This is a genomic window from Paenibacillus sp. J22P90 (assembly GCF_059692195.1).
The window spans coordinates 1217244-1240435 of record NZ_JCAUAY010000001.1 but is presented as its reverse complement, the minus strand read 5'-3'; the positions used below and the strand labels follow the sequence as shown (position 1 = coordinate 1240435).

Sequence of the window (23192 nt, the reverse complement as noted above, 5' to 3'; positions counted from 1 at the left end):
GAGTGATCCATGCCTTTATTATATGAACGAAGCTCGAGACATTAAATAAACAATCTTAATTCGTATTAGCACAAAATTAAGGTATTATTATCCACATTCGTTTGCTAGAGATGAGCATTAGGACTCTCGTATTAATCGGATCTGACCTAGCTTATAAAAGTGCGGGCATTACATAGCTATACACGGAGATAAAGTGGCAGGCACTTCCAGCCAGCACAAACAGATGCCAGATTGTATGATGATAGTGTAATTTTCGCCAGAGGAAAAAAGGGACACCCACGAGATAGCTCAGCAATCCGAGCCCCAGCCAAGCAAACGCCATGTGGGGAAGCCGCACATACAAGGGCATGATGAAGAGCATCATGAATGCGCCCATGCCCAAATAAAACAGCAGCCCCCATGGCATAAATCGCCCAATGATAAAATGCACATATCGCACACCGCCGAAGGCTAGCGCCCAAATGAGGATGAGCAGCTCGATGGCAAGTCGGCTTTGAATCGTTATAAGTAAAAACGGCGTATAAGAGCCTGCCATCGCGATGAATATCGCAGCGTGGTCTAGTTTTTCGAAGCGCGTTGCCCACTTCGGTGAACGCACGCCATGCAGCAGTGTCGAGGACACATACAGCAGGCAAAATGAAGCCCCGAAAATAACGTTGCTCACCGTGTATAACCAATCATCAAAAAGCGCTGACCTCTGCACCAGCAGCACGAGCCCATAAACGCTTAAACACACGCCGATCCCATGGCTGACGGTATTTAAGCGTTCTTCTTTGCGTGCAAGTTGATCCTCCATTGGGCAGGCACTCCTTTCGTGTGTATCCTAGTTTTTCCCAAGGAAGTGATGCATATGTATGGGGGGATTGCCCTTGAACACCCGAGTTAGTCGGTTTCACCGACTATCTACGCTCATTTTGCCGCCGGCGCGCCCCAGTTAGTCAGTTTCGACGACTATCTACTCTCCTTTTGCCACTGGCGCACCCGAGTTAGTCGGTTTCAACGACTATCTGCTCTCCTTTTGCCACTGGCGCACCCGAGTTAGTCGGTTTCGACGACTATCTGCTCTCCTTTTGCCGCAGGTACGCCCTAGTTAGTCGGTTTCGACGACTATCTGCTCTCATTTCGCCACTGGCACACCCGAGTTAGTCGGTTTCGACGACTATCTCTCCTCCTTTCGCTACTGAAGAACCTGAGTTAGTCGGTTTCACCGACTAACCAACCTGCTTAGCTCACTTTTTTACCATGCAAAAGAGCTACGGCCTTTTCAGTAATCATGAACTTATAACCTCTGTCTAAACTACCGCCAATGGGACGAAGCAGTTCTTTCCCTTCCAAGCTGAAGCCAATTGCACACGTCACTCACTTGAAAAGATTCATACCGTAACAAAGCACACCTCAAAACCTCCCGCTCCAACACTGGCAGCTGATACAAACCGGCACCCTCCACGGTCCCAATGCGGCCGATCAATTCATACAGGTTTCTTTGGCAGAAACTCGGCTTTTTCTCCAACTCGTCCCGGCTATATGGAAAGTACGTGTATCCGAGTATGGCAACTGAGCGCGCACGCGCTCTTTCGAAGGAGAATCGGTCTCTCGTAATCTTCTCGGCATGCGTGACAAAGCTGTCCTCCTCGAACACAATACGCAGCTTAGGATGAAATACATCTCCATATATCTTTACACCAGACAAACTTAACATCTCAAATTCAAGCACCAAACCCTCAAACGACCCAACTACCGGAAGCAGCACTTCCAACAGTTTCTTCGTTCCTGTCAAATCCCTTCGCAGCATCTCCAACCTCTGACCACTCGCGTCCTTTAACTTGCTATTTCCAAAAGCTATCATACTCCTGCTCGACATCCCACTACCGCCTCCTAAAAAAAACAAAACGCCGCCAGCTCCTATGAAAAGGAACTAGCGGCGTGTGTTTCACGCAAAAATAAACCATATATTTACAATAGCAAACTCCATGATACCTAGCAAAATAAACTTACTTCTCATTCTTGTATCATCAGCGCTATGACTCCCCCTGCCGCTTATCCCTTCTACGCAGCAACGCAGACAACTCTTTTCGATGCTTCCACATAATCAAAAGCGTGTTCCCCAGCCACACCCAGAACAGCATGGCAGCTACATCCCTCGCATACAGATAAACGCCTAAAAGCAGCATGCCGATCACGACCTGCTGACCATCTGCCTCCGACGAGATCGGCTTCCATTTGTTGATCAACTTCATGCCACCAAGCATAACGGCTAGAATGACTGCCAGCGCAAGTGACACTTCAAACTGTGTCAATCCGCTCCAGACGCCGAAGGTCACGGCGATGGCTTTGCCCCCTTTTCCACGCAAAAAAGGCGAAAACGCATGCCCGAATATCGGGGCCAATGCAATCGAAATCATCCCATACCCGGACATCCCGCCTGCCTCCGCAGCCAACCGAATGATCAGATATCCCTTCAAAAAATCGAGCAAAACCCCGACAATACCCAGCCGATACCCCGCTGCTTTCCACAAATTGAGGGCACCAGGGTTGCCGTCACCGACGCTTCTCAGGTTTTTCCGAGCTAGCTGGCCAAGCCAGTAACTAAACATAAGCGCACCCGATACAAATGCACAAATTGTCCAAACGATGATCATTGCTCTCGCCTGCTTCCTACTTTGACTTGCCGCCCTTTCCAGGCTACATGTCCTAGAAATACGACCTGATACATCGAGTACAGCATGACCATGATGAAAAATAACGTTGACACAATGTGCAACACAGGCGTGACTATGCCAAAAATACCAACGTATTTTACAAAATAAAAGAGCTGCGCCATGTAGATGAGATAGCCAACTAGCAGAGGAACACCCCATGAAGTATATAGGAGGAATGGGAAAGCTGACGAGAGGATCAACCCGATGGCCCACATCGCGGTAAGCGTGAGTGTACCTGCTTTGAGCTTAGACGTTCCTAGGACGGCGCCTTTGCCGAAGCCTTGGATTTGGCTCTTCCAACCTTCCGGATACATTCGAAAAGAGACCAGTCCATAGCCGATAAAATTGTTCACGGGGATGCCTGCTTTTGCATATGTGGCACCGAGATTCAGGTCATCCAACATTTCCGATTTGATGCCTTCATGGCCTTTAATCGATTCGTAATCTGCCCTAGTCGTTAAAATACAGGACCCGTAGAGTCCTTTTTGGTCATTCTTATTTTCAAAAGGAGAAGTAAACGCATATACGCCGAGCACGTTGAAGATGAGCGCCAGTCTCTCTCTCAAGTTCTCCGTATAATGGTAGGGTACAACAGATAGCACCCCTCCTAATTTATTCCGTGCGTTTACTAAACATTCTAATGCTCGAGGCGCAAAGCGAATATCTGCATCCAATAATGCAATGAGGTCCCCTGTCGCTTGGGAATAGCCATTCCAGACGGCCCAGTTTTTGCCCGTCCACCCGTCCGGCAGCTTCGGATTTGAAATTACTGTTACCCCATAGCTTTCAGCGATTTCCCGCGTATGGTCATCTGAAAAATCATCAACGACAATAATTTCATAGGGCTTTAAGGTTTGAATTTTTAACGTATGCAGCAGGTTAGGGAGATTGTCCGCTTCATTCCTAGCCGGAATAATAATCGACAGCTTAACATCAGTCAGAGCTTGATCCGTGCTGCGTGGTACCACATTTTTCCTAAAAATGATGAAACCAGACACACACCCGAGAACACATATGATTAGAAGCGCCATCTTTTGAACCCTCCTTCACATCCCGCTGTCAGCGGATCCTGACGAACCCTTATTTGATCCGGTCATACAGGCTATATAGATGTATATGAAAGTTCAATCGCTCTTCATGCGAACAATTCACTCGGTATGGTATAATAATGCTTATCACCTTAATGGAGGCATCTTTAACTATGAAAATTTATGTCATCCTCTCTTTTGATGGGGAAACACTTGAGAATGTGTATGTCGGTCCCGACGAGGAAAAAGCGTTGGCGTTCAAGCCGGCTGATTTTGAAAATTGTGATGCACTCTTCGTGGAAATTTGGGAAGATGGCGAAAAAACCGATGATTTCCGTCTCGTGGACAAGGAAGATTTGGAAGAGGATGAAAACGAATAGAAAGGTTGATCATATATGGACTATGCGTTCGCTATTCAACCAGCTGCGTTTACTCGTTTTGATGAAGAGTCCGAGCTGATCGAGCAATGTAAGGAATGGGGTTTAGTTTCTGAAAAAGCGGTAAAAGCGAAAGCCTTCTATTATAAGGGAAACAACCTCAATGTTGCTTGCAATATTGTTGGGTTAGTCGATCCTATGACGGCTGTAATAGAATTGGATACGAAGCAGCTGCACTGCATTCATCCTTCCTATTTGAAGGAAATGCAGGCCGCGAACTATAGCCCGCGTGGCGCTGCTTTGGCTGAAGATGCTGCTAACGTAGACGAAGCTGAGACTGCTGAACCAGAAGAGAAGCCGGCCAAAGAAGCAAAAGTCGCTTCCGCTGAGAAAGCACCTGCTAAAGAGAAAGCTCCCGCGAAGGAGAAAACGAAAAAAGAGAAAGCTCCTAAGCTGGAGCTTCCTGAAGAAAAAGTGAAAATGAAGGCAACGGTTACCGAGTTTACGACCGTGCCGAACAACTTCTCAGACACAGATGATGAAGTCATCATCTATGAAGCCGTTTCGATTCTGGAGCCAGCCATCGAAGTCGGCACCGCGTGGTCGAGCCACAGCGCCACGCTCAAAAAACTTGATCTCGCCGTTGGCGACACCGTCACGTTCGAGTGCAAAATCGTTGCCAAGAAGCTGAGCAAGCATCCGGTGCCTTATAAGATCAACAATCCAGGTAAGATGCAGAAGGTGACGGAATAGATTTTGATAGAGCTTCAGCCCTGTGAGGGCTGAAGTTTTTTTGCACTTCAATAAGCCTCACCAGTTGCCAAAGGCACTCCACACATTTCACACCTTCATGCTACAATAGAGCTATAGAAAGGTGCTGATCCCATGTCGCCCAACCTGGACACGATGCAGCCTGCGGAAACGATTGGCATGCTGCCGGACTACTATTTCCCGCCATATATTACGTTAGCGCATATGTTTCACGCTCCACAGGGCTGGGCTATCCGCGATCGGGTAATGACACAGTATATCCTGCAATATGTGGTGGATGGTTTTGCCCACTACCCCGTTGGCGATAATCCGTACGAGACGCACCGCGGTGATCTCTTGTTTCATCGTCCCAACGAGCGACACTCGATCATTAAGGCAGACCACAGCCCGTATGTGTGTATTTCGTTGGTCTTTCACTTTGGTACATCTTCTTTTCCGTATGAGGAGATCTTTAAACATAAGCATATCCTTGGCAACTTTGCGGATCATCCAGTCGAAACGATGCTTTCGCAGCTGGTTTCCCATTATCGCCAGCCTGGACTTGTCCACCAGATGCATTGCCAAAGCCTGCTCATGCGCATTCTGGCGGAAGCCGCCGAAGCGCTCGACTCCGGCACAACCCGCACCAAAACCGATGCGCTCACCATGCCGAAGCTTGTCCTCATTAAAAACTATCTCACCGAGCACTACAGCCGGGAGATTCAAATTAAAGAGCTGGAGGACGTTTCCGGCCTCAGCAAGAACTACATCTTGGCCCTGTTCCGCCAACACGTTGGCATGTCGCCGATGCAGTATTTGACGTGGATCCGCATCAACAAAGCAAAAGAGCTGGCCATCCACAGCTCGCTCTCCTTCAGTGAAATTGCGGATCGCGTGGGCTACTCCGATGTCCATACATTCGGACGTATGTTCAAGAAAAAAACTGGGCAAAGTTTAACCCAGTTTTGTGCGAATTTAATCTATTCCTAACCCCGCCAATACTCACCATGCGAGTAACGATACGTCTTTGGCACCTGCTTGCGGCCAAGTGCAAATGCCCCCTGCGGCTGATACGCATAAGGCGTCTCACCAGATATATAAGCGGCTTCGCTGCGTTTTTCAATACAATCCACAAGCATATGCTGCTTCAATGCCAGATACTCCAACGTATGCGGGCCAAACTCGGCTTCGATCTCACCTGGACGGAACTCGTAATACACGGTACGGCGAAGCGCATTACCATCTCCTTCAGGAGACCCGTGAAGCAGCTGGATGTTGTGGAAAATCACATCGCCGGGATTCATCGGCACAGGCACAGCATCGCTGACATCGAAGCCAGGTCGCGCACAGCGCTCCTCCGCATCCTCAGCAGCCCAATGGTTGCTTCCAGGAATCACCCATAAGCATGACTTCAGATCCGCCTCATCCAAATAAAAATCAACATTAAAGATCGGCCGCGGATCTGTACAGCCCTCAGGCACTAAGGCGTCACGATGCCAAGGCACGCTGGCTGCTTGGTTCGGGATTTTGACAACTAAGGAATCCCACGTCGGAATGAAGTTAACCCCTTGAATCTTCTCGACAGATCGCAGGATGAACGGATGAGCAAGCAGAACTTTATTCGCTTCTTGCTTGTCGATAATATACTCCGTCCGCCAGTATTTGCGTTCGCCGTTCTTCCTCACACGATACTTATAATCTTCATCCTCGCTTCCAGCCATTCCAATTTCTACGTCTTTCATCGTTTGCTCCTGCAGAAGGCGAAGCTCCTCCCCAATGACTACATTTCGAATGACGAGAAAGCCATTGTCCAAGAAAAATTGCGCTTGCTCATCTGTAATCACATCTTGCAGCAAAGCATTAGCTTCAGGTATTTGAATCTCTTGTTGGCTCATACGATAACCCCCTCAGATCTGTTTCATACCTTAACTTTACTGCAACATGCTGAGAAAATCTTTAGTCTAAACAGGTATTATGGTTGCCAAAAGCACACTGACCAGCCTGATATTCCTTCGGCGTCTTGCCGACTGACTTTTTAAATAGTTTGGTAAAATAAACGGGATCCGAATAGCCTACTAATGAGCCCACCTCATACATTTTCACATCGGGATGATCTTCCAAAATATGCTTCGCCTTCTCAATCCGCAAATCCGTTACATAGTCCGTGATGGTTTTGTTCGTTTCCTTTTTAAACAACTTACATAAATAACTTGGATTCAAGCCTGCTTTCGCTGACAGCTCATTCAAATCGAAGGCCTGATTAAGATCCGCTTCCAGTATGCGAATGACGTCGGCAATGATCTGTCTCTTATGCTCCTTAGGCTCGATAGGCAAGGGATCACTAGCATCCTTCTCAGAGGAATCGGACAACGGTAAACTCTCCGCCACTCGCTTTAAAACTTGGAACAGCTCCTTCTTGTTCACTGGCTTCGACAAATACTCTTCTACCCCAAACCGAATCGCTTGACGTGCATACTCAAATTCATTAAATCCGCTTAGTAGAATAATATGAGCATCCGGATAATCCGCTCTTGTTCGTTCTATAAGCTTCATGCCGTCCATCATTGGCATTTTGATATCGGTTAGAAGCACCTTGCAATCGTCCGCTTCCCATCCGCTCATTTTATCCATCGCTTGAATGCCGTTCGCACACAAGCCTATAATCTCAATGGGCAAATCCATCCCTTCAACCATGGCCTGAAGACCAAGCCGAATGCGCTGTTCATCGTCGACGATTAACATTTTCATTTGCAACTTAGGCACTCTCCTTCCAAGCTTCCAGAACAGGTAGTACAATCGTAACGGTTGTGCCGACCTCGACTTCACTGCTGACTTGCAAGCCAAATGGGGCACCATATTGCAAAATAATGCGCTCATTCACATTAGCAATACCGATGTTGGATCGATTCTCTTGCTGTACGCCTAGCAATGCATTTCGAATAATTTTCAACTGCGCCTCATCCATTCCGCACCCATTATCCTGAACCGTAAAATAGATCGCCTGCTTTTCTTCATAAGAAGTGATGGTGATGAGGCAATTCTCTTCTCTCATTTCAAAACCATGCAGTATCGCATTTTCCACAATCGGTTGAAATAATAGTTTAATAACAGGGTAGCTCAGATGCGCCTCATTGATGTTCAATACTAGCTGAATATCTTTAGAGAATCGAAAGTTTTGCAGCGCTACATATTTCTCCAAATGATCGAATTCCTTATGAATCGTCACCTGATCCGTCCCCCGCAAAATGCCATACCTCAGCAACTCGCCCAAATTATAGGTCATTTCCGAAATCTCATAATCGCGTTTGACCTCCGCCGTCATACGAATCACTTCCAACGTGTTATAGATGAAATGAGGGTTAATTTGATGCTGCAGCGACCTGAGCTCAGCCTCTCGTTTGCGATTTTGCGTCTGATAGACTTCTTCCACCAGCTCGTTAATTCTTCTAATCATATTATTAAAATGCTTCGCCAATATACCAAACTCGTCCGAGTATTTCACCGGTATTTGGACGTTCAAATTCTCCTTATTGACCTGCTTCATCGTCCTCATTAGAGTCCTTAACGGCCTTGTCAGAGCAATTGCAATAATGGCGGATGTGACTAAAGCTGCTGTTATCGATAGTAAAACGAGAATCATCGTGAAATCCCGTGTCACCCTCGTTTCCTCTGTTAAATGATCCACCGGGATGAGAACGATTTGCTTCCAGCCCGTCACTTCTGAGGTCGTATAAGAGGTTAAATACGATTTGCCTTCCAGCGTCACCTTAAAGCTGCCCTGCGCGCCAACCGCTTTCTGAACGAGCTCATTATTCGCTACATTCGTCGAAATCCATCTCTGCTCGCTATCATAAATGACTGTATTCTGATCGTCGATCACCATCGTTCGGCCTTTGGTTACCTCATCAAGCTCGCGCACTGCGTCAGCGATAACCTGAATGCGAGAATCAAATATAATCATCCCGATGCCTTCCAACGAATTCGTGTTTTTCAGCTCACGGGCAATGGAAAAGTAATATTTGTCCGTTTGACCTACCCTTATTTTCTGCGTGGAGATCACAATAGAGGAACCTTGCGCATTGCGCACTTGTTGGCGTAAATCCACGGCCTGCTGCCGGATGTTCTCCCGAATCGTATCATTTTTCGTACTGTCGTACATATTGCCATAATTATCGAAAATGTACACAGACTCCGTATCATTCTTCAGACTGTTCAAACCTTTAACAAAGTTCTGGAGACGGTTATTTTCTTCCACCGTTTTCGCCGGATTAGCTAGGGACTCCTGAATATCCTGCATATAAATTTGACTGCCCGTCACACGCTTAATATCCGAAACGTACTGATCTACCCGCTCCAAAATTTTCTGCGAAATCTGGTTCACATAGAGGGCCGTGTTCTTTTCTATTGACTTGGAATAACTCGAATAGGAAATCATTGAAATCGTTACAATCGGCACCGTGATTAAAATAACAAAAACCGTTATCAACTTTTTAGTTAGTGACAACCTCACAATCCAATGCCATATATCGCTTAGCACAAGAAGTTCCCCCCAGCTCTTTCACAGGAATGTAAGCCCTTTCTTTTTAAAAAAGCCAAGAAAACCCATGGCTCCTAACAAGGGCCTTGGGTTACTATTTCGACTCTAGCCTAGAGGTGTCCTGCTAGCATGTTATTTCACCGAACCATTCGTAATTCCGGAGAAAATATACCGCTGTAGGAACAAGTACAGCACGACGGTTGGCAGTAAAATAATAAGAATGGCTGCACAGATCAACTGCCATTCGGCACTATTTGTGCCCGTAAATTTCATTAATGTGGTCGAAACGACACCTAGCTTCTGCGAAGGCATATACAAATATGGCGTGTACATATCGTTATAAATGGAAATCGTTTTTAAAATAATGACTGTCGAGATGGCTGGTGTAAGCAGCGGTATAATGATGCGATAGAAAATGCCATACAAGGATAACCCCTCAATCATCGCATTTTCATCAAGCTCATAAGGAATGTTCCGAATAAACTGGAGCAATATGTAGATCTGGACCACATCGGCACCAATGTACAAGAGCACTGGAGCGAAATGGGTGTTGAACAATCCCAACCATTTGATAATCGAGAAAATCGCCACCTGCGTCGTAATCACTGGAATGATTGCTGCACCCGTGTATAGACCGAGAATGAGGAAGCGACCTGGGAATTTAAACCGCCCGAGTACATAGGCCACCATGGTTCCCATGACGATGTTACCAAGCAAGGATAAACCAATCACAATTGTTGTGTTGAGAAAAGCCTGCCCCAGATTCCCACGCTCAAATACAAGCTGGAAGTTATCAAAATTAAGAAAGGAGTTCGGCAGTGAAAACGCGCTGGATGTGCCGTATTCCTTACTTCCCTTAAATGCATTTACACATAAAATGTACAAAGGAAAGAAGATGATCAAGCTGGCGAAGGACAAAAGCGCATATTTCACTGTCGATGTGATCGGTCTTGGTTTCATGGTGTTACTCCTCCTTTCCTCCGACAATTCTACGTTGTGCGGATACTACGGCAATGACAACGATCATGAGTAGAACGCTCATCGCTGACGCGAGTCCGAAATTATTATATTGAAACGCGGTCTCCACTGTTTGCTGAACATACGTTTTACTTGCCGACAAAGGGCCACCCTTGGTTAGAACGAAGGGGAGATCAAATACCTCTAAAGCCCCAATTACCGTCAGAAACAGATTAAGCTCGATAATTTTCCTCATACCAGGTAATGTAATGTAGCGAAGCACTTGTAATCTTCGTGCTCCATCGATTTTGGCTGCTTCATAGAGATCTTCCGGCAGCGACTGCAGTGCCCCCAAGTAGACGACCATGTTGAAACCCATAAACTTCCACGCGCTAATTGAAGCTAATGAGATGTTAACGAGACCGGGCTTACCTAACCACGAAACTGGCTCTACTCCTAACAGACTTAAGAAATAATTCAATGAACCCATATTCGTATCAAAAACATAACCAAACATGAACGCTACGGCGACCCCATTCATAATGTAAGGCAAGAATAGCACTGTTCGAAACACGTTGCGCCCCTTGAGCTTACTGTTCAACAGGACAGCAAAGAAAAAGGCAACCACATTTTGCAAAATGCCGCCTACAAAGTAGGCAACGTTATGAAGGAAGATATAGAATACTTCTAGATTTCCCATGATTTCTCGGTAATTATGAAATCCAACCCATGTTTTAACCGGTGTTAGTCCATCCCATGACGTGAAGCTTAAATAAATAAGCCTCATAGCCGGATAGTAGGTGAACGTCAGCAGCAGTACAAGGGGGACGATTAGGAAGGATACGATCAAAGTGATTTTTTGTTGTTGGTAGCTCATCTCCATACCTCATTGCTCTTTAATTTGAAAAGAGAGGCTGAATGCTCTCAAGGTCTCATTCAGCCCTCTTACGGTACGTTATTATTTGCCGAGCGCTTTTTTCGCTTCTACCCATTTCTTGTTATATTTATCGAATACTTTAGCAACGTCGGTCACTGCAACTTCTTGAGCGATATCGTTCAAATCGATTTGCGCTTTGTTTTGAATCGCCATTGCGTCACTGTTATCAGCTGCGATTTCAACGAAGTTCAGGTCTTTTGTAGCTAGGAAATCAGACAATTGTGTAACGGAGGACTTCTTATCCTTCAAGGATGGAATGAAACCAGCGAAATCATCATACCCGGAATCCTCAATCAGCCATTTAACAAAAGCTTTCGCCGTTTTGAGGTTTTTGCTGTTCTTGCTTACCGCATAGAAATAGTCAGGTGTCATTAGCGTAGTTAACTTACCGGAGTTATCGAAAGGCATTGGGAAGAAGCCAACGTTTGCGCTTACTGTACCATTTTCAATAACTTGTGGAATCACCCAGTTCGGCAATAGATACATCGCCATTTTCCCAGACGCTACATCTTTCTTCGATTGCTCCCAGTTCGTGGAGTTAATGTCTTTCTCCGCATAGCCTTTGCTAATCATCGTTTTGAGGATGCCCAGGGATTTAGCGAATGCACCATTAGGGTCAAAAGCATTCTCTTGCTTGATGCGATCATTCCAGAAGTTCGGATTACCCGACATCGCGACGGCTACGTGCTGCCATGTATAAAGCGGCCATTTGTCCTTGTAGTTGGTTGCAAGTGGCACAATTCCCTTTGCTTTCAGCTTCTCGGATGCTGCGTAGAATTCATCCAACGTTTTCGGAAGCGCTGTGATGCCTGCATCTGCAAACGCCTTCTTGTTATACACAATACCAGTTGTGGAACCGCCTGTTACGAGACCATACGTGCCACCGTTCGCTGTTTTGTAGTCCTTGAAGCGGATTTTATCGTTCAGACCGAGATCATCCAGCGGAGCAAAATAATCAGGGAGCTGTGTATTCGGAATGTTCGGAATCAAAACAACGTCCGGCACTTCTGCCGTTGCCAATCGTAATTTGATAGCGGCTTCATAATCCTTCAGCGCTTCAAATTCCACGTCAGCGTTCGGGTATTTTTTCTTGAACGCTTCTTTATATTCTTTCAACTTCGTATCAATCAAGTCTGTACGATTCGTTGCGAACACGATTTTGCCTTTAATATCATCGTTCGGATTCGCTGCTTTTGGAGCTTCCGTCGCTGCCGCAGCAGTTGCTGCTGCTGTTGCCTTCGCTTCTGGTGATGGGCTAGCGGTTGTTTTTGTTGATTCCGATCCGCACGCTGCAAGTAACGTTGCTAACAAGCAAATCGACGTTGTGGCTACTAATGTCTTCTTCATCCTATTTCCCCCAATGAACTAGTTTGTGTAGCGCTTACATTTTCATTATAAAACGCCTAAGAGTCCAGTAAAATGGCACGCATTTGTTTTTCCTTGTACTGTATTTCCACTTTTCGGTGGAAATACGGACATATATTGGGGGCCGAAGCCCCCAATTACTTACTTTACATTGCCCAGCTTATGCAGCAGGTTATAAAAGACAACGGCAGCTTCAGCACGTGTTGCCTGGGCTTGAGGGCGATACGATCCGTCGGGATTGCCGCTTAACAAGCCTGCGGCTGTCGCTAGACGGATCGATGCCTCTGCCCAAGATGAGACACGAGCAGCGTCTGTGAAGGTGAGTGCAGCAGCTGGCTTCACGGTTTGAGACAGCTTCGTGAATGCTAAGGCTCGGCTGAGCATCACCGCCATTTGCTCCCGCGTAATGGTCGCATTCGGCTGGAAGCTGTGGTCCTCGAAGCCGTCTACCAAGCCCAGCTCATGCGCAGCATGAATGGAAGATGCATACCAATCTTGCGAGCCTACATCAGCGAAGATCGCTTGCGAGCTTTTTGACGGAACGATCCCCAGCGCTTTGACCAGCATCGTGATGAATTCTGCTCGTGTAACCGCGCGATCCGGTGCGAACGTCGTGTCCGTCATGCCATTCAGCAGCAGCTTGGAAGCTAATGCTTCAATCGAAGATGCAGCCCAATGTGTCAATGGAACATCATCGAATCTGGCACGATGGGAGACGATCGCATACACACTATTCCCGTTCCGGCTTAGCACCGCTTCTACGCCATTTTCATGCTGCATGAATGTCGCAGGGACGAACGTCATTGCGCCTGTTTTTTCATCAATTACGACAACTGTGGCTGTGGACAGATCGTTGACACCATTCACGAAGATACTTCTCGTGATGAACTGCGAGCCAAAATTGTCAATCTCCGTTTGCTTACCACCACTTGTCACAAGCAGGCGGAAAGATACGGGATTACCGAGTAATGTCACTCTTTGCTTTTCAGCAGCTTTGCGAATCTGTTCCTCTTGCTCTATTAATATAGGCGTAATGGCAATATGCAAGGAAGCGTCCTCGGTGAATGTGCCAATCGATTTAAGCACCGTAGGGTTGCTAAGGATGCTGAGCGGAATTGAGTAGGAACCTACATCGTTGTTCAGTGTGATGAGTGTTTTAGCGAATAGGTCAGGGTTCGATTGCAGCGCTGCCGACAGCACACCGCTTGGAATGACGATTTCATCAACGTCGGATGAGTTGTAGCTCAATACAATCGGCGTCCCTTGTTCTTTCTTCACCAGAAGCTCCAATGCCTTCTTCAAATCGTCCTCTTGGATGGTGGCTTGCTGCACAGTTTTCCCATCGCCATCCGTAATGGTTTTAAATTTAAACGCGTCATTCGTGAGTTCGATTTGTTTGTCTTTTTCAACTACGGTTGGTGCAGGAATTATAGTAGTTGAAGAAGTGCCAGGATCTACTGGAACTACCGGATCTGGCTCCTCCCCAGCTTTATAAACCTTAATCGTATCAAAATACAGCGTTCCTTGGCCGAGCGTACCACTTGCGCCTTGATTCACATAAATCGAAAACTCTTTGATGGCATCCAAATCGATGATACGATCACCGGCTGAACTCCAAGGCGCCTTCGTAAACCCAGTGAATGGCAGCTTGACGACACCTGATTTATTATTATTTAACTCAATATAGGTTTCCCATGCCGAACCATCCGACTCCAGGAACTGAATCGTCAATTTACGGTTCGATGCATCCTTTTTCAGCCAGAAGCGAATGCCTTCATAGTCACTCCAGTCCAACTCATCTAGCTTTTTATTCACACCAGCAAAATTTTTAGACGCCGTTGGCAGCTCATAAACATACTTGCCTCCGAACGGTCCCGCTTCTTTCTGATCCCCCATAGGTGTTAATGTCACCGAGCCACCGTCTTTATTCGTTGAATACGCGCCGCCAGCTACAAGTTCGCCACCGCCATAATAGTCAAAATTATCAATGGTCGGCACTTGATCAATGGCAATAGAATCCAAATAAATGGTATTCGACCCCGCCTGCCCATTCCCTTTGTTTACGAAAATCGCATAGGATGCTATTTCAGCTCGATTCAGCTTGCCATCACCTTTCGACCAAGTTTGATTGCGTGCGAATCCACCGAAAGGAATCTGAATAACTTCAGCCTCTGTTGAAGTCATCGTTGTCTGCGCTTCCCAAATATCGCCGTCACTTTCTGTCAATTGGAATGTAAGTCCGTGTCCGACGCTATCCGACTTCAGCCAGAAGGAAATGGCATTGCCGCCTTTGGCGATATTTAGCTTGCCAAGCGTCCGTTTGACGCCGGCATAGCCCTTCGCTGCGGTCAAGCTATAGCTCAGTTTAAGCGCATGATTCCCCGCCTGCTTGATGCTATTTTCCATAAAAGCGGTTATCTCATCGCCGTCTGCTGCTTTCACATAATCGGCTCGCACCCTGGCATCATTTGAATAGAAGTCGAAATTGTCGATTTCACGAAGCGCTGCCGCTTGAATATCATCGACATACAGCGTGCCCGCACCATTTCCAATAGACCCTCTATTCACATAGATCGAAAACTCTGAAATGGACGTTAGATCGAGTTTCCCATCAACAGTCACCGATTGCCATCCCGCCAAATGGAAAGCACCAAAAGGGATGTTCATAAGGGTTCCATCCGTATGATTGATAAACACATCGGTTTCCCAATACTCGCCTGTTGCGTCCTTCAATTGAACCGTAACGCCGCGTCCTGCTTGCCCTGACTTCATCCATAGCTGGATACCATTGTTGGCTGACCAATCCGCACCGCCGATGGATTTGGTTATACCCGCATATCCTTTGGCTGCGGTCATTTCAAAGTCAAGCTTAGCCCCATATGCACCCGATTGTTTATTCTCGGCATCCAATGTCACTGTCATCGGATCGCCATCACTGTTGCGCTTATATTGGGCTCTCAGCTTCGTATTATCCGAACCATAGCCTTCATAATTATCTACAACAGGTGATTTGTACAATCGAAAATCATCCAGGTAAATAGAACGAGTGACATTGCTTGCTCCATCAATATTGATGCTAAATGTTGTAATGGACGAAAGATCAACCACATTGTTGCCCACGCCTTGATGTGAGTTTTTCCACCAATCAGGCACATAGAACTGGTTAAAAGGCAACTGTATCAACTGTGGTTCAATGCCTGATACCCGGATATCCTTTTTCCAAACTTCACCTTTCGTTGCACTGCCTTCATTGAATTGAATCGAAATACCTGTGTACGCTTCGGCAGGCTGAACCCAGAAGGAAATACCGCTGCTGCCAGACCAATTCGTATTCGTAATCTGCTTTTCCATCCCGCCCCAGCCTGCACTCAGCGAGGAGGTTAATTTCAGGCTATAATTCCCTTCGGATTTATGAACATTATCCAAATTCAAACCAAGCGGTGATCCCCCCGGATTAACGGTATAAGCACTTTTCAACATGCTGTCTGAGCCCGTATAGCTCTCGAAGTTTTCAATGACATCGCTTTTTACGTTGATAGGCTTTTCTAGCTTTTCTGAGCCTACGCCAATTTGAATGCGCCCTACTTGCGGACTCCAATATTCAGAAGCGTAGTTCGCCGGAATAACCGGGTAAACTATTTTTAAATATTTTGTTCCAGCTGGTAAGGTATAGGCTGTGTAAACCATCCGGCTCCACCACCCCTCGCCAGGCACCTCACTTATCTCACTATTACTAACATTCGTATAATGTTCACCATCAGATGATGTTAAAAAAGTGAAGTTCGGCAGCCGGTACTTACTAGGTTCTTGCCTTGCAAAGCTCGTCATGATGAAATAATTCATATCCCCCGCTGTGTGGTATACAAACGATTCCGCGTTGTTTGCCGTTCTGACTAACCGTTTCAAATCGCCACCAAAATAAGTTCCGCCGGATTCAAATCCCAGATTAGGCGTGTGGTCTGCCATTTTCAACATATTATTCATTTCATCTGTCAGCACACCATTGGTGATCGCAACGCTTGAAATAGCTTCCTTATAGATCAGCTCTTCTCCGCTTGTATGATTGTATTCGATCTCAATATCGCCTAATTGCGCATCGCCATCCCCTTCAGGGAAGGTTACTTTAAAGTACTTCGCATCCGTAGGCAATGTACTCGTATGGTACACAACTTTACGCCACTCACCGCCGCCTGCAGACGATTTATCCACCTGAAGCTCCGTGTAATTTGTCCCATCCGCAGAAATCCAGAACTTAAATTCATTTGCGGGTTGAGCCGTGTTACGGAATGCAGACACCTGTAAGGACAATGCTCGCAGCGCAGTAGGTTGCGTCGCCGTCGAAGGGAGCGCATAAGCTACGAATTGATTGGCTGCATTCGGCTGCAATTTAAGTCGATAATGATCTCCGCCAAATAAAGCAGGATCCAAGTCATCTGTCGTGAATTTCAAATCCGTTGAGAATTGATACATTTTGCTGTAATCAATAAGCTCATCCTGAATGGCATGCTTCGCGATGACAGGACCTAGCACAGGAGAATAGGTCGATTCGCCGACCGTATTTCTCGCCTTCGTTCGATAGAAATACGTTGCCCCCGTAACCGAGGTCATATCGTCGAATAAATCTGTTTTGTACGCGTCATAGACTTGAGCGCCGACCGTATTCCAAGGACCGTTCGCATACACGGAGCGTTCGACTGTATAGGACGTTGCACCTGTTGAACCCAGCCAGCCAATGCGTGAAACGGTGTTAATCGGCAGCATGACAGGCGCTTCAGGCACAGGTAATGGCGGCTTTGAAATGCCGCGAATGGCGTATGCTTTATCCCGAAGGAGACTAAGCACCGTTGATTCCTGGAAGCCTTGTTCACCGGCTGGGAAGCCTGGCCATTTGTACGCTTCGTAGAAGGTGCCACCGTACGTGCCTTCCGTATGGCGGAAAAAGCCGCCGTCCTCACTGTGATACCGCAGGCTCCAGATCAAAGCACCGCTGGTACCGTTTTCAACAACATTGTTTAAAAAAGGTGTTAATTCCGTCATTGGAATAAAGCCAAATTCCCCTACATAAAAAGGCTTCTTTCCTCTTGCTGTGTTCTTATCAATGTTCACTTGAGAAGCAAAACTCGCATAATGATTGGGATAATAATGATTGCTGACGATATCAATCGGTGAACTTGCCTCCAGCGAGCTGGCATCAATACCGTATTTGCCATCAATAAGCAGATGTTTAGAATCAATGCTTTTGATATAAGTACCCATTTCTGTTGTCCATGCGGAGGTTGGAGGTGTTAGTTCATTCCCTGTTTCCCAAGCGAGAATGGCAGGATCGTCCTTGTATTTCACATTTGTGATGGTGTTGGTACGATTCAATACATAGTTAATCGTTGCTTTGAAGTCATTCTTGATTTCCGTGTCTGTCCAGAAAGCATCTTTGCTCTTTCCATGGAACTTAGCATACTCGCCAATGCCGCCCCACCATTCATATTGATCCACGAAGGGGATAATGAGACGAATTCCGTACTCATTCGCAAGGGCCAGCGCACGGTCCAGCGCAACAAACGCTTGCTCATTGAACTGATTAGGCCCCATGACATGGCGAATCATGCCTGGGTAGTCGGTATCCTTTTTAACCGAAAGGACATAGGTTCTCGTTGCTGTTGCTCCCATTTGCTGCAAAGCTTTAAATGCATCGCGCTGCTCCCATTGTGTGGGAACCTGCCAATAGCCGTCTTCCACCATGGTGAGTGTCGGCACATTGGCGCCAATAAAACGAAATTCGTTGGAGCCATCCATCAATTGATCACCGGATCGGGTAATAAATGAAGTCAGTGCCGAAATTGGTTCCGCTTTCATTTTTGGCGTGCTTACAAACCCACCCATGAGCAATGACACCACAAGCATGGCAACTACAAGCTTTGCACACATGCTTTTCAAACGCATACGTTCGCCCCCTCGTAATCTACATTTTGTATCATTTTTAATTATAGGAGGGATGAATGGCGGATGAAATGTACTGGCTTGGCATTTTATTGGGCTATATTGTTATTTGCGTTTGTTCTCTGTACATGCGAGGCGTGGTGCCGACAACCTTTTTAAATAGGCGATTGAAGTAAGCTGCATCGGGATAGCCTACCGCTTGCCCAACCTCATACGTTTTCAGTTCTAATTGGTTAAGGAGAAGTTCCTTGGCTTTCGATACACGAAGATCAATAATGTAGTCGGTAATGGTCATCCCTGTTTCCTTGCGGAAAAGAAAGCTAACATAATTAGCTGTCAAATACACTTGATTAGCCAACTTTGATAATTCAATCTCGCGACTGTAAGCTTGATCGATGATCTTTTTGACCGTACCTACAACCTTGCGTTCGTAGGCGCCGGGCTCCATCTCCATGTCAGCTAGCATCCTTTCCATTCTGTTAAAAATATCATCTAACACGTCTTGCAAGGCAGCATGCTCGCATAACTGTAGCTCAAAATCGTTCGAATCCGCATCAGAGCCCTGTGACCGATTGGTTGCATCGGAAATACGCATGCGCAGTTGATATAAGAGATAGCCAAGCACACGACACAAATCCGCCCAGTGAATCTGGATTCGCTTCGCTCGCCGGTATAACTGACTTTTTAATTTGGAAAGCTCAGCTTGGTCCATCCACTTGGCAGAATTCTGTAACAGGGCATCAATCAGAGATACCATGACTGCGATTTCTGAACGATGGTAACTGGGCTCCTCATAGGTGATCAAGCCCATCTTGCCCTCACGATGCCAATGCATACAAAGCGCGGAAATCGCTTCAGAGAACCCCCTCGGCCAATCCTCGATAGAAGAAACAACGGAGGAGACGCCAAGCAGCGCAGCTTCGCCTCCTCCTAAAACTTGCTCAATTCTTTTCATATTCGTAACACCAAAAATTATCAGCAGCTCAAGATGAGGTGTAAGTTTGCATGCTATGCTATCTGGAAAACTTGTTACAGCAGCGATAGTCCTTGTTTTACACACAATAAATACACAAGGAATTGCCCGGCCGCTATACGTGGAGAAGGTGTCCCAAAGCAGTTCCAGCTGATCCATTTTTAGATCGCCTGCTAGATAGCTTTTCAACAAAAGATCGGTCGTTTGTCCCCTCCGTAATCTCTCCTGTAACGTTTGATCCGTCAGTTTCTTGATAACCTGATGAAGCTCTTTCTTATTAACGGGTTTGACTAAATAATCACTAACACCAGACCGCAGTGCATTTCGTACGTAATCAAACTGATTGTATCCGCTCAAAATGACGATATTCGTTTCCGGATAATGCGCTCGGACATGCTCGGAAAGCTCCAAGCCATCCATTTTTGGCATGGAAATATCTGTAATGATAACATCTACAGCTTGTTTGGTCAGGAACTGCAACGCCTCTAACCCATTACCGAACGATCCAAGAACGCTGACATTCAGTTCCATACTTTCGATCATACTTACCATGCCCATTCGAATCGGCTTCTCATCTTCAACAATAATGATGCGGATCATGGTCATCCCACCCTTAGAAGCATTCCAGAATTTAACTCTGGTCCCATTCATTCTATCATATAGGTAAAAGCCATCATACGGATTTTCCGCATGACGGCTTCGGTTGTGATCACACGCTGAGGCTTAATAAGCTTGGATATCGTCCACATAGATCGTGCTGCTGCCTGTTCCGCCTGAACCTTGATTTACATAGAGGTTAAATTCGGAGATTGAGCCCAAATCCTTCGTGCCATTCCCCCCTGAGTACCATGGAGGATGTTGGAAGGCAGTGAACGGCAATTGAATCGTTCCGCTTGTTGTGCTAGAAAGCGTATAGGTAGCTTCCCATGGTTCGCCGTTTGGCTCTTTGAACTGAACCGTTAATGTGCGGTTCGATCCATCTGGCTTGAGCCACAACTGAATGCCAGTTTTACCTGACCAGTTCTGACTGATCGCATGCACAACCCCAGCAAAAGTAGGCGTTCCCATCGTATAAGCAAGCTTCAAACCATACGAACCTTGTGATTTATTCGTCCCGTCTAGTGTTGGTGTAATCGCATTTCCGTCTGTGTTCCGCACATAAGCCGCAAGCACACTCGGGTTGGAACCGCCATAGCCTTCAAAATTATCGATAACAACCGTTGTTGGCGGCGGAGGCGTCGTGCCATTGCCTAGACTGATGGAATCCACATAGATCGTGCTGCTGCCATCTGCGCCTGAACCTTTGTTAATATACAAGTTACTCTCAGCAATTGAACCTAAGTCGACTACGCCGTTGCCGCCACTATACCAACCTGGGTGCTGGAAGCTTGTGAATGGAATGGACAGTGTTGTTGCGGTAGTCCCTGCCAACGTGTAGTACGTTTCCCATAACTCGCCATTCGTTTCTTTAAATTGAATGGTTAGCGTGCGATTCGAACCATCTGGCTTCACCCATAGATTCAGGCTTGTATTGCCGGTCCAATTCGCATTCCCTAGCGTATGAACCGCACCTGCATACGTAGTGGCTGACGAAATCGAGTAAACGATTTTGGCACCATATGCACCAGCATCCTTCGTCGTCGCTTCCCGCGTCATGGTGAACGTGTTCCCGCTAGCATTTCTCACATAGGCGGATTGAAGAGCAGCATCCGAAGCATAGCTATCGAAATTATCAACCGTTGTGGTCGGTGCAGCAAGTGCCACCGTCGTGAAAGAAATGCCTCCATTGGTTGCATTCGTAGAGCCCGTGCTGTTAACAGCTGTTACCCGCCAATAGTACGTTTTATTGTTCGCTAACACACTGGAAGACGTGTAGCTAGTGCCGGTCAGTCCGCTCACATTGATGACAGGACTTGTAAATGACGTATTGTCTGCAACGACAATTGAGTAGGAAGCTGCGTTAGCGGCTGCGCCCCAAGTAAACGTCGGCGTCACATTCACACTCGTTGCTCCGCTCGCAGGAGCAGATTGGGTAAAGCTGCCGGGCGCTTGCAGCTGCGTGCCAGAAATCGCGTACACCGTTGAATAGGCTCCCGCTGTGCCAGACAAATTGTGACCTTTGATTCTGTACCAAGTTGCAGCACCTGCCGTTGAACCTGAATCGGTCCAAGGTGTTTGATTATCGGTCACACATTGATTACATGCAACTGTCCAAGGACCGCTAGCACCTGCTGTTGAACGTTCCACGGTGTATTTATCCGAAGGCACGGAACCGCGCCAGCTCAGCACATATTTACCACCGGATGTCGTGGAGGAAGTAATTAACGGCGCACCTGGAATCCCATGCGCAGGAGGCGTGGTAATGCCTCTCATTTTGTAAGCATGATTCCGCATTTGTTGTGCTTGTGTGCGCATGAAAGTCGTATCACCGGGATAGTGGACCGTGTAGCCATCCGGATGCTGGACATACCCATAGTTATCGTTATGGCCAAATAACGCCCAGTACATGTCGCCTGCGATGACACTATCGTTCTCGATGGCCGTATGGAAAGCTGCCAGTGTACCAAACTGCTCGCTCTTCCAATCATACTCGCCGACGAACATCACCTTGCCAGCATTTCTCACTTTATTGGCTTGCGTCTGCAGGACCGAAACGGACAAACCTTTATTTCCCCACGTATAGAAGTGGTCCGAATACATATCAATACTCGAAATGGTTAAATGAGCATCTGCAATTCCATAATTACCATCTGCTACCAAGTGATGCGTATCCTGCTGCTTCAGATAGTCAGCAATTTGTTGCGTCCAATTTTTCAATTGTGTCGGATTGTCGTACCAGCCCAACTCATTCCCCGTCTCCCATGCAAGAATGGTCGGGTCATTCTTATAGGCTACGCCAGTATACGTATTTACGCGATTTAACATGACATTTAAATGCTGCTTAAACGCCGTAATAATATTGGCATCGCTAAAAAATTCATAGCCCGTATAGATAACACCGTCATCCGGGTATCCGTACCATTTGGTCCATGTTTTCTTGCCGCCATGGTAGTAATTATACATATCGATGACCGGCAGGATCAGTCGAATGCCTTGATCACCTGCGGCTTTAATGGCATAATCCACCTTCTGCCAAGCTTCCTCATTATAATTGCCAAGCGTCGGCATAATACATTTCGTGCAGCCAAACGAGTTCACTAAATGCGATCGAACAACAGTTGCTCCCATTTCTTTCGCTGTAGCCAACGCATTATCCACACGGAAACTCGTTGGAAAGTCGATCGTCCCATTCGTTGGCACATTTTCATCCAAGCCTAGCCAATAAATATTCGCTGAGCTGAATCGAAAGGGCTGGCCGTCTAATTGCAGCTGATTGCCTGATCGTGTCACATAGCCAGTCACAGCAGCTTCTGCCGCTGGCGGCATGTAGAGGGTTCCCCATAGCAGCAGCAAAGGTAAAATCCAAGACATGATGGTCAACCTACTCCTGTTGTTCATTCGATCTGCGTACATCACTATCACCCCAGTCATCTTATTTTGGAAGCGCTGTAAGCGCCTACAAACTAAGTATACGACTTTCGTTCAGCGATTGAATTGGACTGAGTATCAAAAACTTGACTTTAAACTGGAATCTA

16 protein-coding genes are annotated in these 23192 nt (G+C 46.6%); 3 read left to right on the top strand and 13 right to left on the bottom strand.

The features are described from left to right. Positions 1 to 151: 151 nt before the first annotated feature. From trhA to AC58UX_RS04340, 4 genes are all read right to left on the bottom strand, one after another. Positions 152 to 796 (bottom strand): PAQR family membrane homeostasis protein TrhA, encoded by a 645-nt coding sequence (trhA, locus tag AC58UX_RS04355; protein WP_497249861.1) that lies wholly within the window; start codon positions 794 to 796, stop codon positions 152 to 154. A 501-nt stretch (positions 797 to 1297) separates the two neighbouring features. Then, positions 1298 to 1861, bottom strand: a complete 564-nt coding sequence (locus AC58UX_RS04350; protein ID WP_497249860.1) for a hypothetical protein — start codon at positions 1859 to 1861, stop codon at positions 1298 to 1300. A 157-nt stretch (positions 1862 to 2018) separates the two neighbouring features. Beyond that, the gene (locus AC58UX_RS04345; protein WP_497249859.1) at positions 2019 to 2639 is read right to left on the bottom strand and encodes a glycerol-3-phosphate acyltransferase; all 621 of its coding nucleotides are present in this window, start codon (positions 2637 to 2639) and stop codon (positions 2019 to 2021) included. After that, complete coding sequence (locus AC58UX_RS04340) at positions 2636 to 3730, bottom strand: glycosyltransferase (protein ID WP_497249858.1); 1095 nt, start codon at positions 3728 to 3730, stop codon at positions 2636 to 2638. Before AC58UX_RS04340 ends, AC58UX_RS04345 begins: the two co-directional genes overlap by 4 nt. A 170-nt stretch (positions 3731 to 3900) precedes the next feature. Here AC58UX_RS04340 and AC58UX_RS04335 point away from each other — a divergent pair, with 170 nt between their 5' ends. The 3 genes from AC58UX_RS04335 to AC58UX_RS04325 all read left to right on the top strand — a co-directional run bounded on the left by AC58UX_RS04335 (position 3901) and on the right by AC58UX_RS04325 (position 5844). Then, positions 3901 to 4107 (top strand): hypothetical protein, encoded by a 207-nt coding sequence (locus AC58UX_RS04335; protein WP_497249857.1) that lies wholly within the window; start codon positions 3901 to 3903, stop codon positions 4105 to 4107. Between the two features lie 15 nt (positions 4108 to 4122). Beyond that, positions 4123 to 4857 (top strand): hypothetical protein, encoded by a 735-nt coding sequence (locus AC58UX_RS04330; protein ID WP_497249856.1) that lies wholly within the window; start codon positions 4123 to 4125, stop codon positions 4855 to 4857. A gap of 132 nt (positions 4858 to 4989) precedes the next feature. Further along, positions 4990 to 5844, top strand: a complete 855-nt coding sequence (locus AC58UX_RS04325; RefSeq protein ID WP_497249855.1) for a helix-turn-helix domain-containing protein — start codon at positions 4990 to 4992, stop codon at positions 5842 to 5844. Here AC58UX_RS04325 and AC58UX_RS04320 read toward each other — a convergent pair. The 9 genes from AC58UX_RS04320 to AC58UX_RS04280 all read right to left on the bottom strand — a co-directional run bounded on the left by AC58UX_RS04320 (position 5841) and on the right by AC58UX_RS04280 (position 23028). Further along, on the bottom strand, positions 5841 to 6749 hold the full coding sequence (locus AC58UX_RS04320) for a phytanoyl-CoA dioxygenase family protein (RefSeq protein ID WP_497249854.1): 909 nt from the start codon (positions 6747 to 6749) through the stop codon (positions 5841 to 5843). The two genes, AC58UX_RS04325 and AC58UX_RS04320, sit on opposite strands and share 4 nt — an antisense overlap. A 61-nt stretch (positions 6750 to 6810) precedes the next feature. Next, positions 6811 to 7602, bottom strand: coding sequence for a response regulator transcription factor (locus AC58UX_RS04315; RefSeq protein ID WP_497250066.1), 792 nt, complete (start codon positions 7600 to 7602; stop codon positions 6811 to 6813). A 7-nt stretch (positions 7603 to 7609) separates the two neighbouring features. Next, positions 7610 to 9391 (bottom strand): sensor histidine kinase, encoded by a 1782-nt coding sequence (locus AC58UX_RS04310; RefSeq protein ID WP_497249853.1) that lies wholly within the window; start codon positions 9389 to 9391, stop codon positions 7610 to 7612. A 132-nt stretch (positions 9392 to 9523) separates the two neighbouring features. Beyond that, the gene (locus AC58UX_RS04305) at positions 9524 to 10351 is read right to left on the bottom strand and encodes a carbohydrate ABC transporter permease (protein ID WP_497249852.1); all 828 of its coding nucleotides are present in this window, start codon (positions 10349 to 10351) and stop codon (positions 9524 to 9526) included. A gap of 4 nt (positions 10352 to 10355) precedes the next feature. Continuing rightward, positions 10356 to 11225 carry a carbohydrate ABC transporter permease gene (locus AC58UX_RS04300; protein WP_497249851.1) on the bottom strand — a complete coding sequence of 290 codons (870 nt, stop codon included), beginning with the start codon at positions 11223 to 11225 and terminating at the stop codon, positions 10356 to 10358. 81 nt (positions 11226 to 11306) lie between these two features. Continuing rightward, complete coding sequence (locus AC58UX_RS04295; RefSeq protein ID WP_497249850.1) at positions 11307 to 12632, bottom strand: ABC transporter substrate-binding protein; 1326 nt, start codon at positions 12630 to 12632, stop codon at positions 11307 to 11309. Positions 12633 to 12791: 159 nt separating this feature from the next. Then, the gene (locus tag AC58UX_RS04290) at positions 12792 to 18587 is read right to left on the bottom strand and encodes an S-layer homology domain-containing protein (RefSeq protein WP_497249849.1); all 5796 of its coding nucleotides are present in this window, start codon (positions 18585 to 18587) and stop codon (positions 12792 to 12794) included. Between the two features lie 94 nt (positions 18588 to 18681). Continuing rightward, positions 18682 to 20157, bottom strand: a complete 1476-nt coding sequence (locus tag AC58UX_RS04285) for a response regulator (RefSeq protein WP_497249848.1) — start codon at positions 20155 to 20157, stop codon at positions 18682 to 18684. Between the two features lie 123 nt (positions 20158 to 20280). Next, positions 20281 to 23028 carry a carbohydrate binding domain-containing protein gene (locus AC58UX_RS04280; protein ID WP_497249847.1) on the bottom strand — a complete coding sequence of 916 codons (2748 nt, stop codon included), beginning with the start codon at positions 23026 to 23028 and terminating at the stop codon, positions 20281 to 20283. Positions 23029 to 23192: the final 164 nt, after the last annotated feature.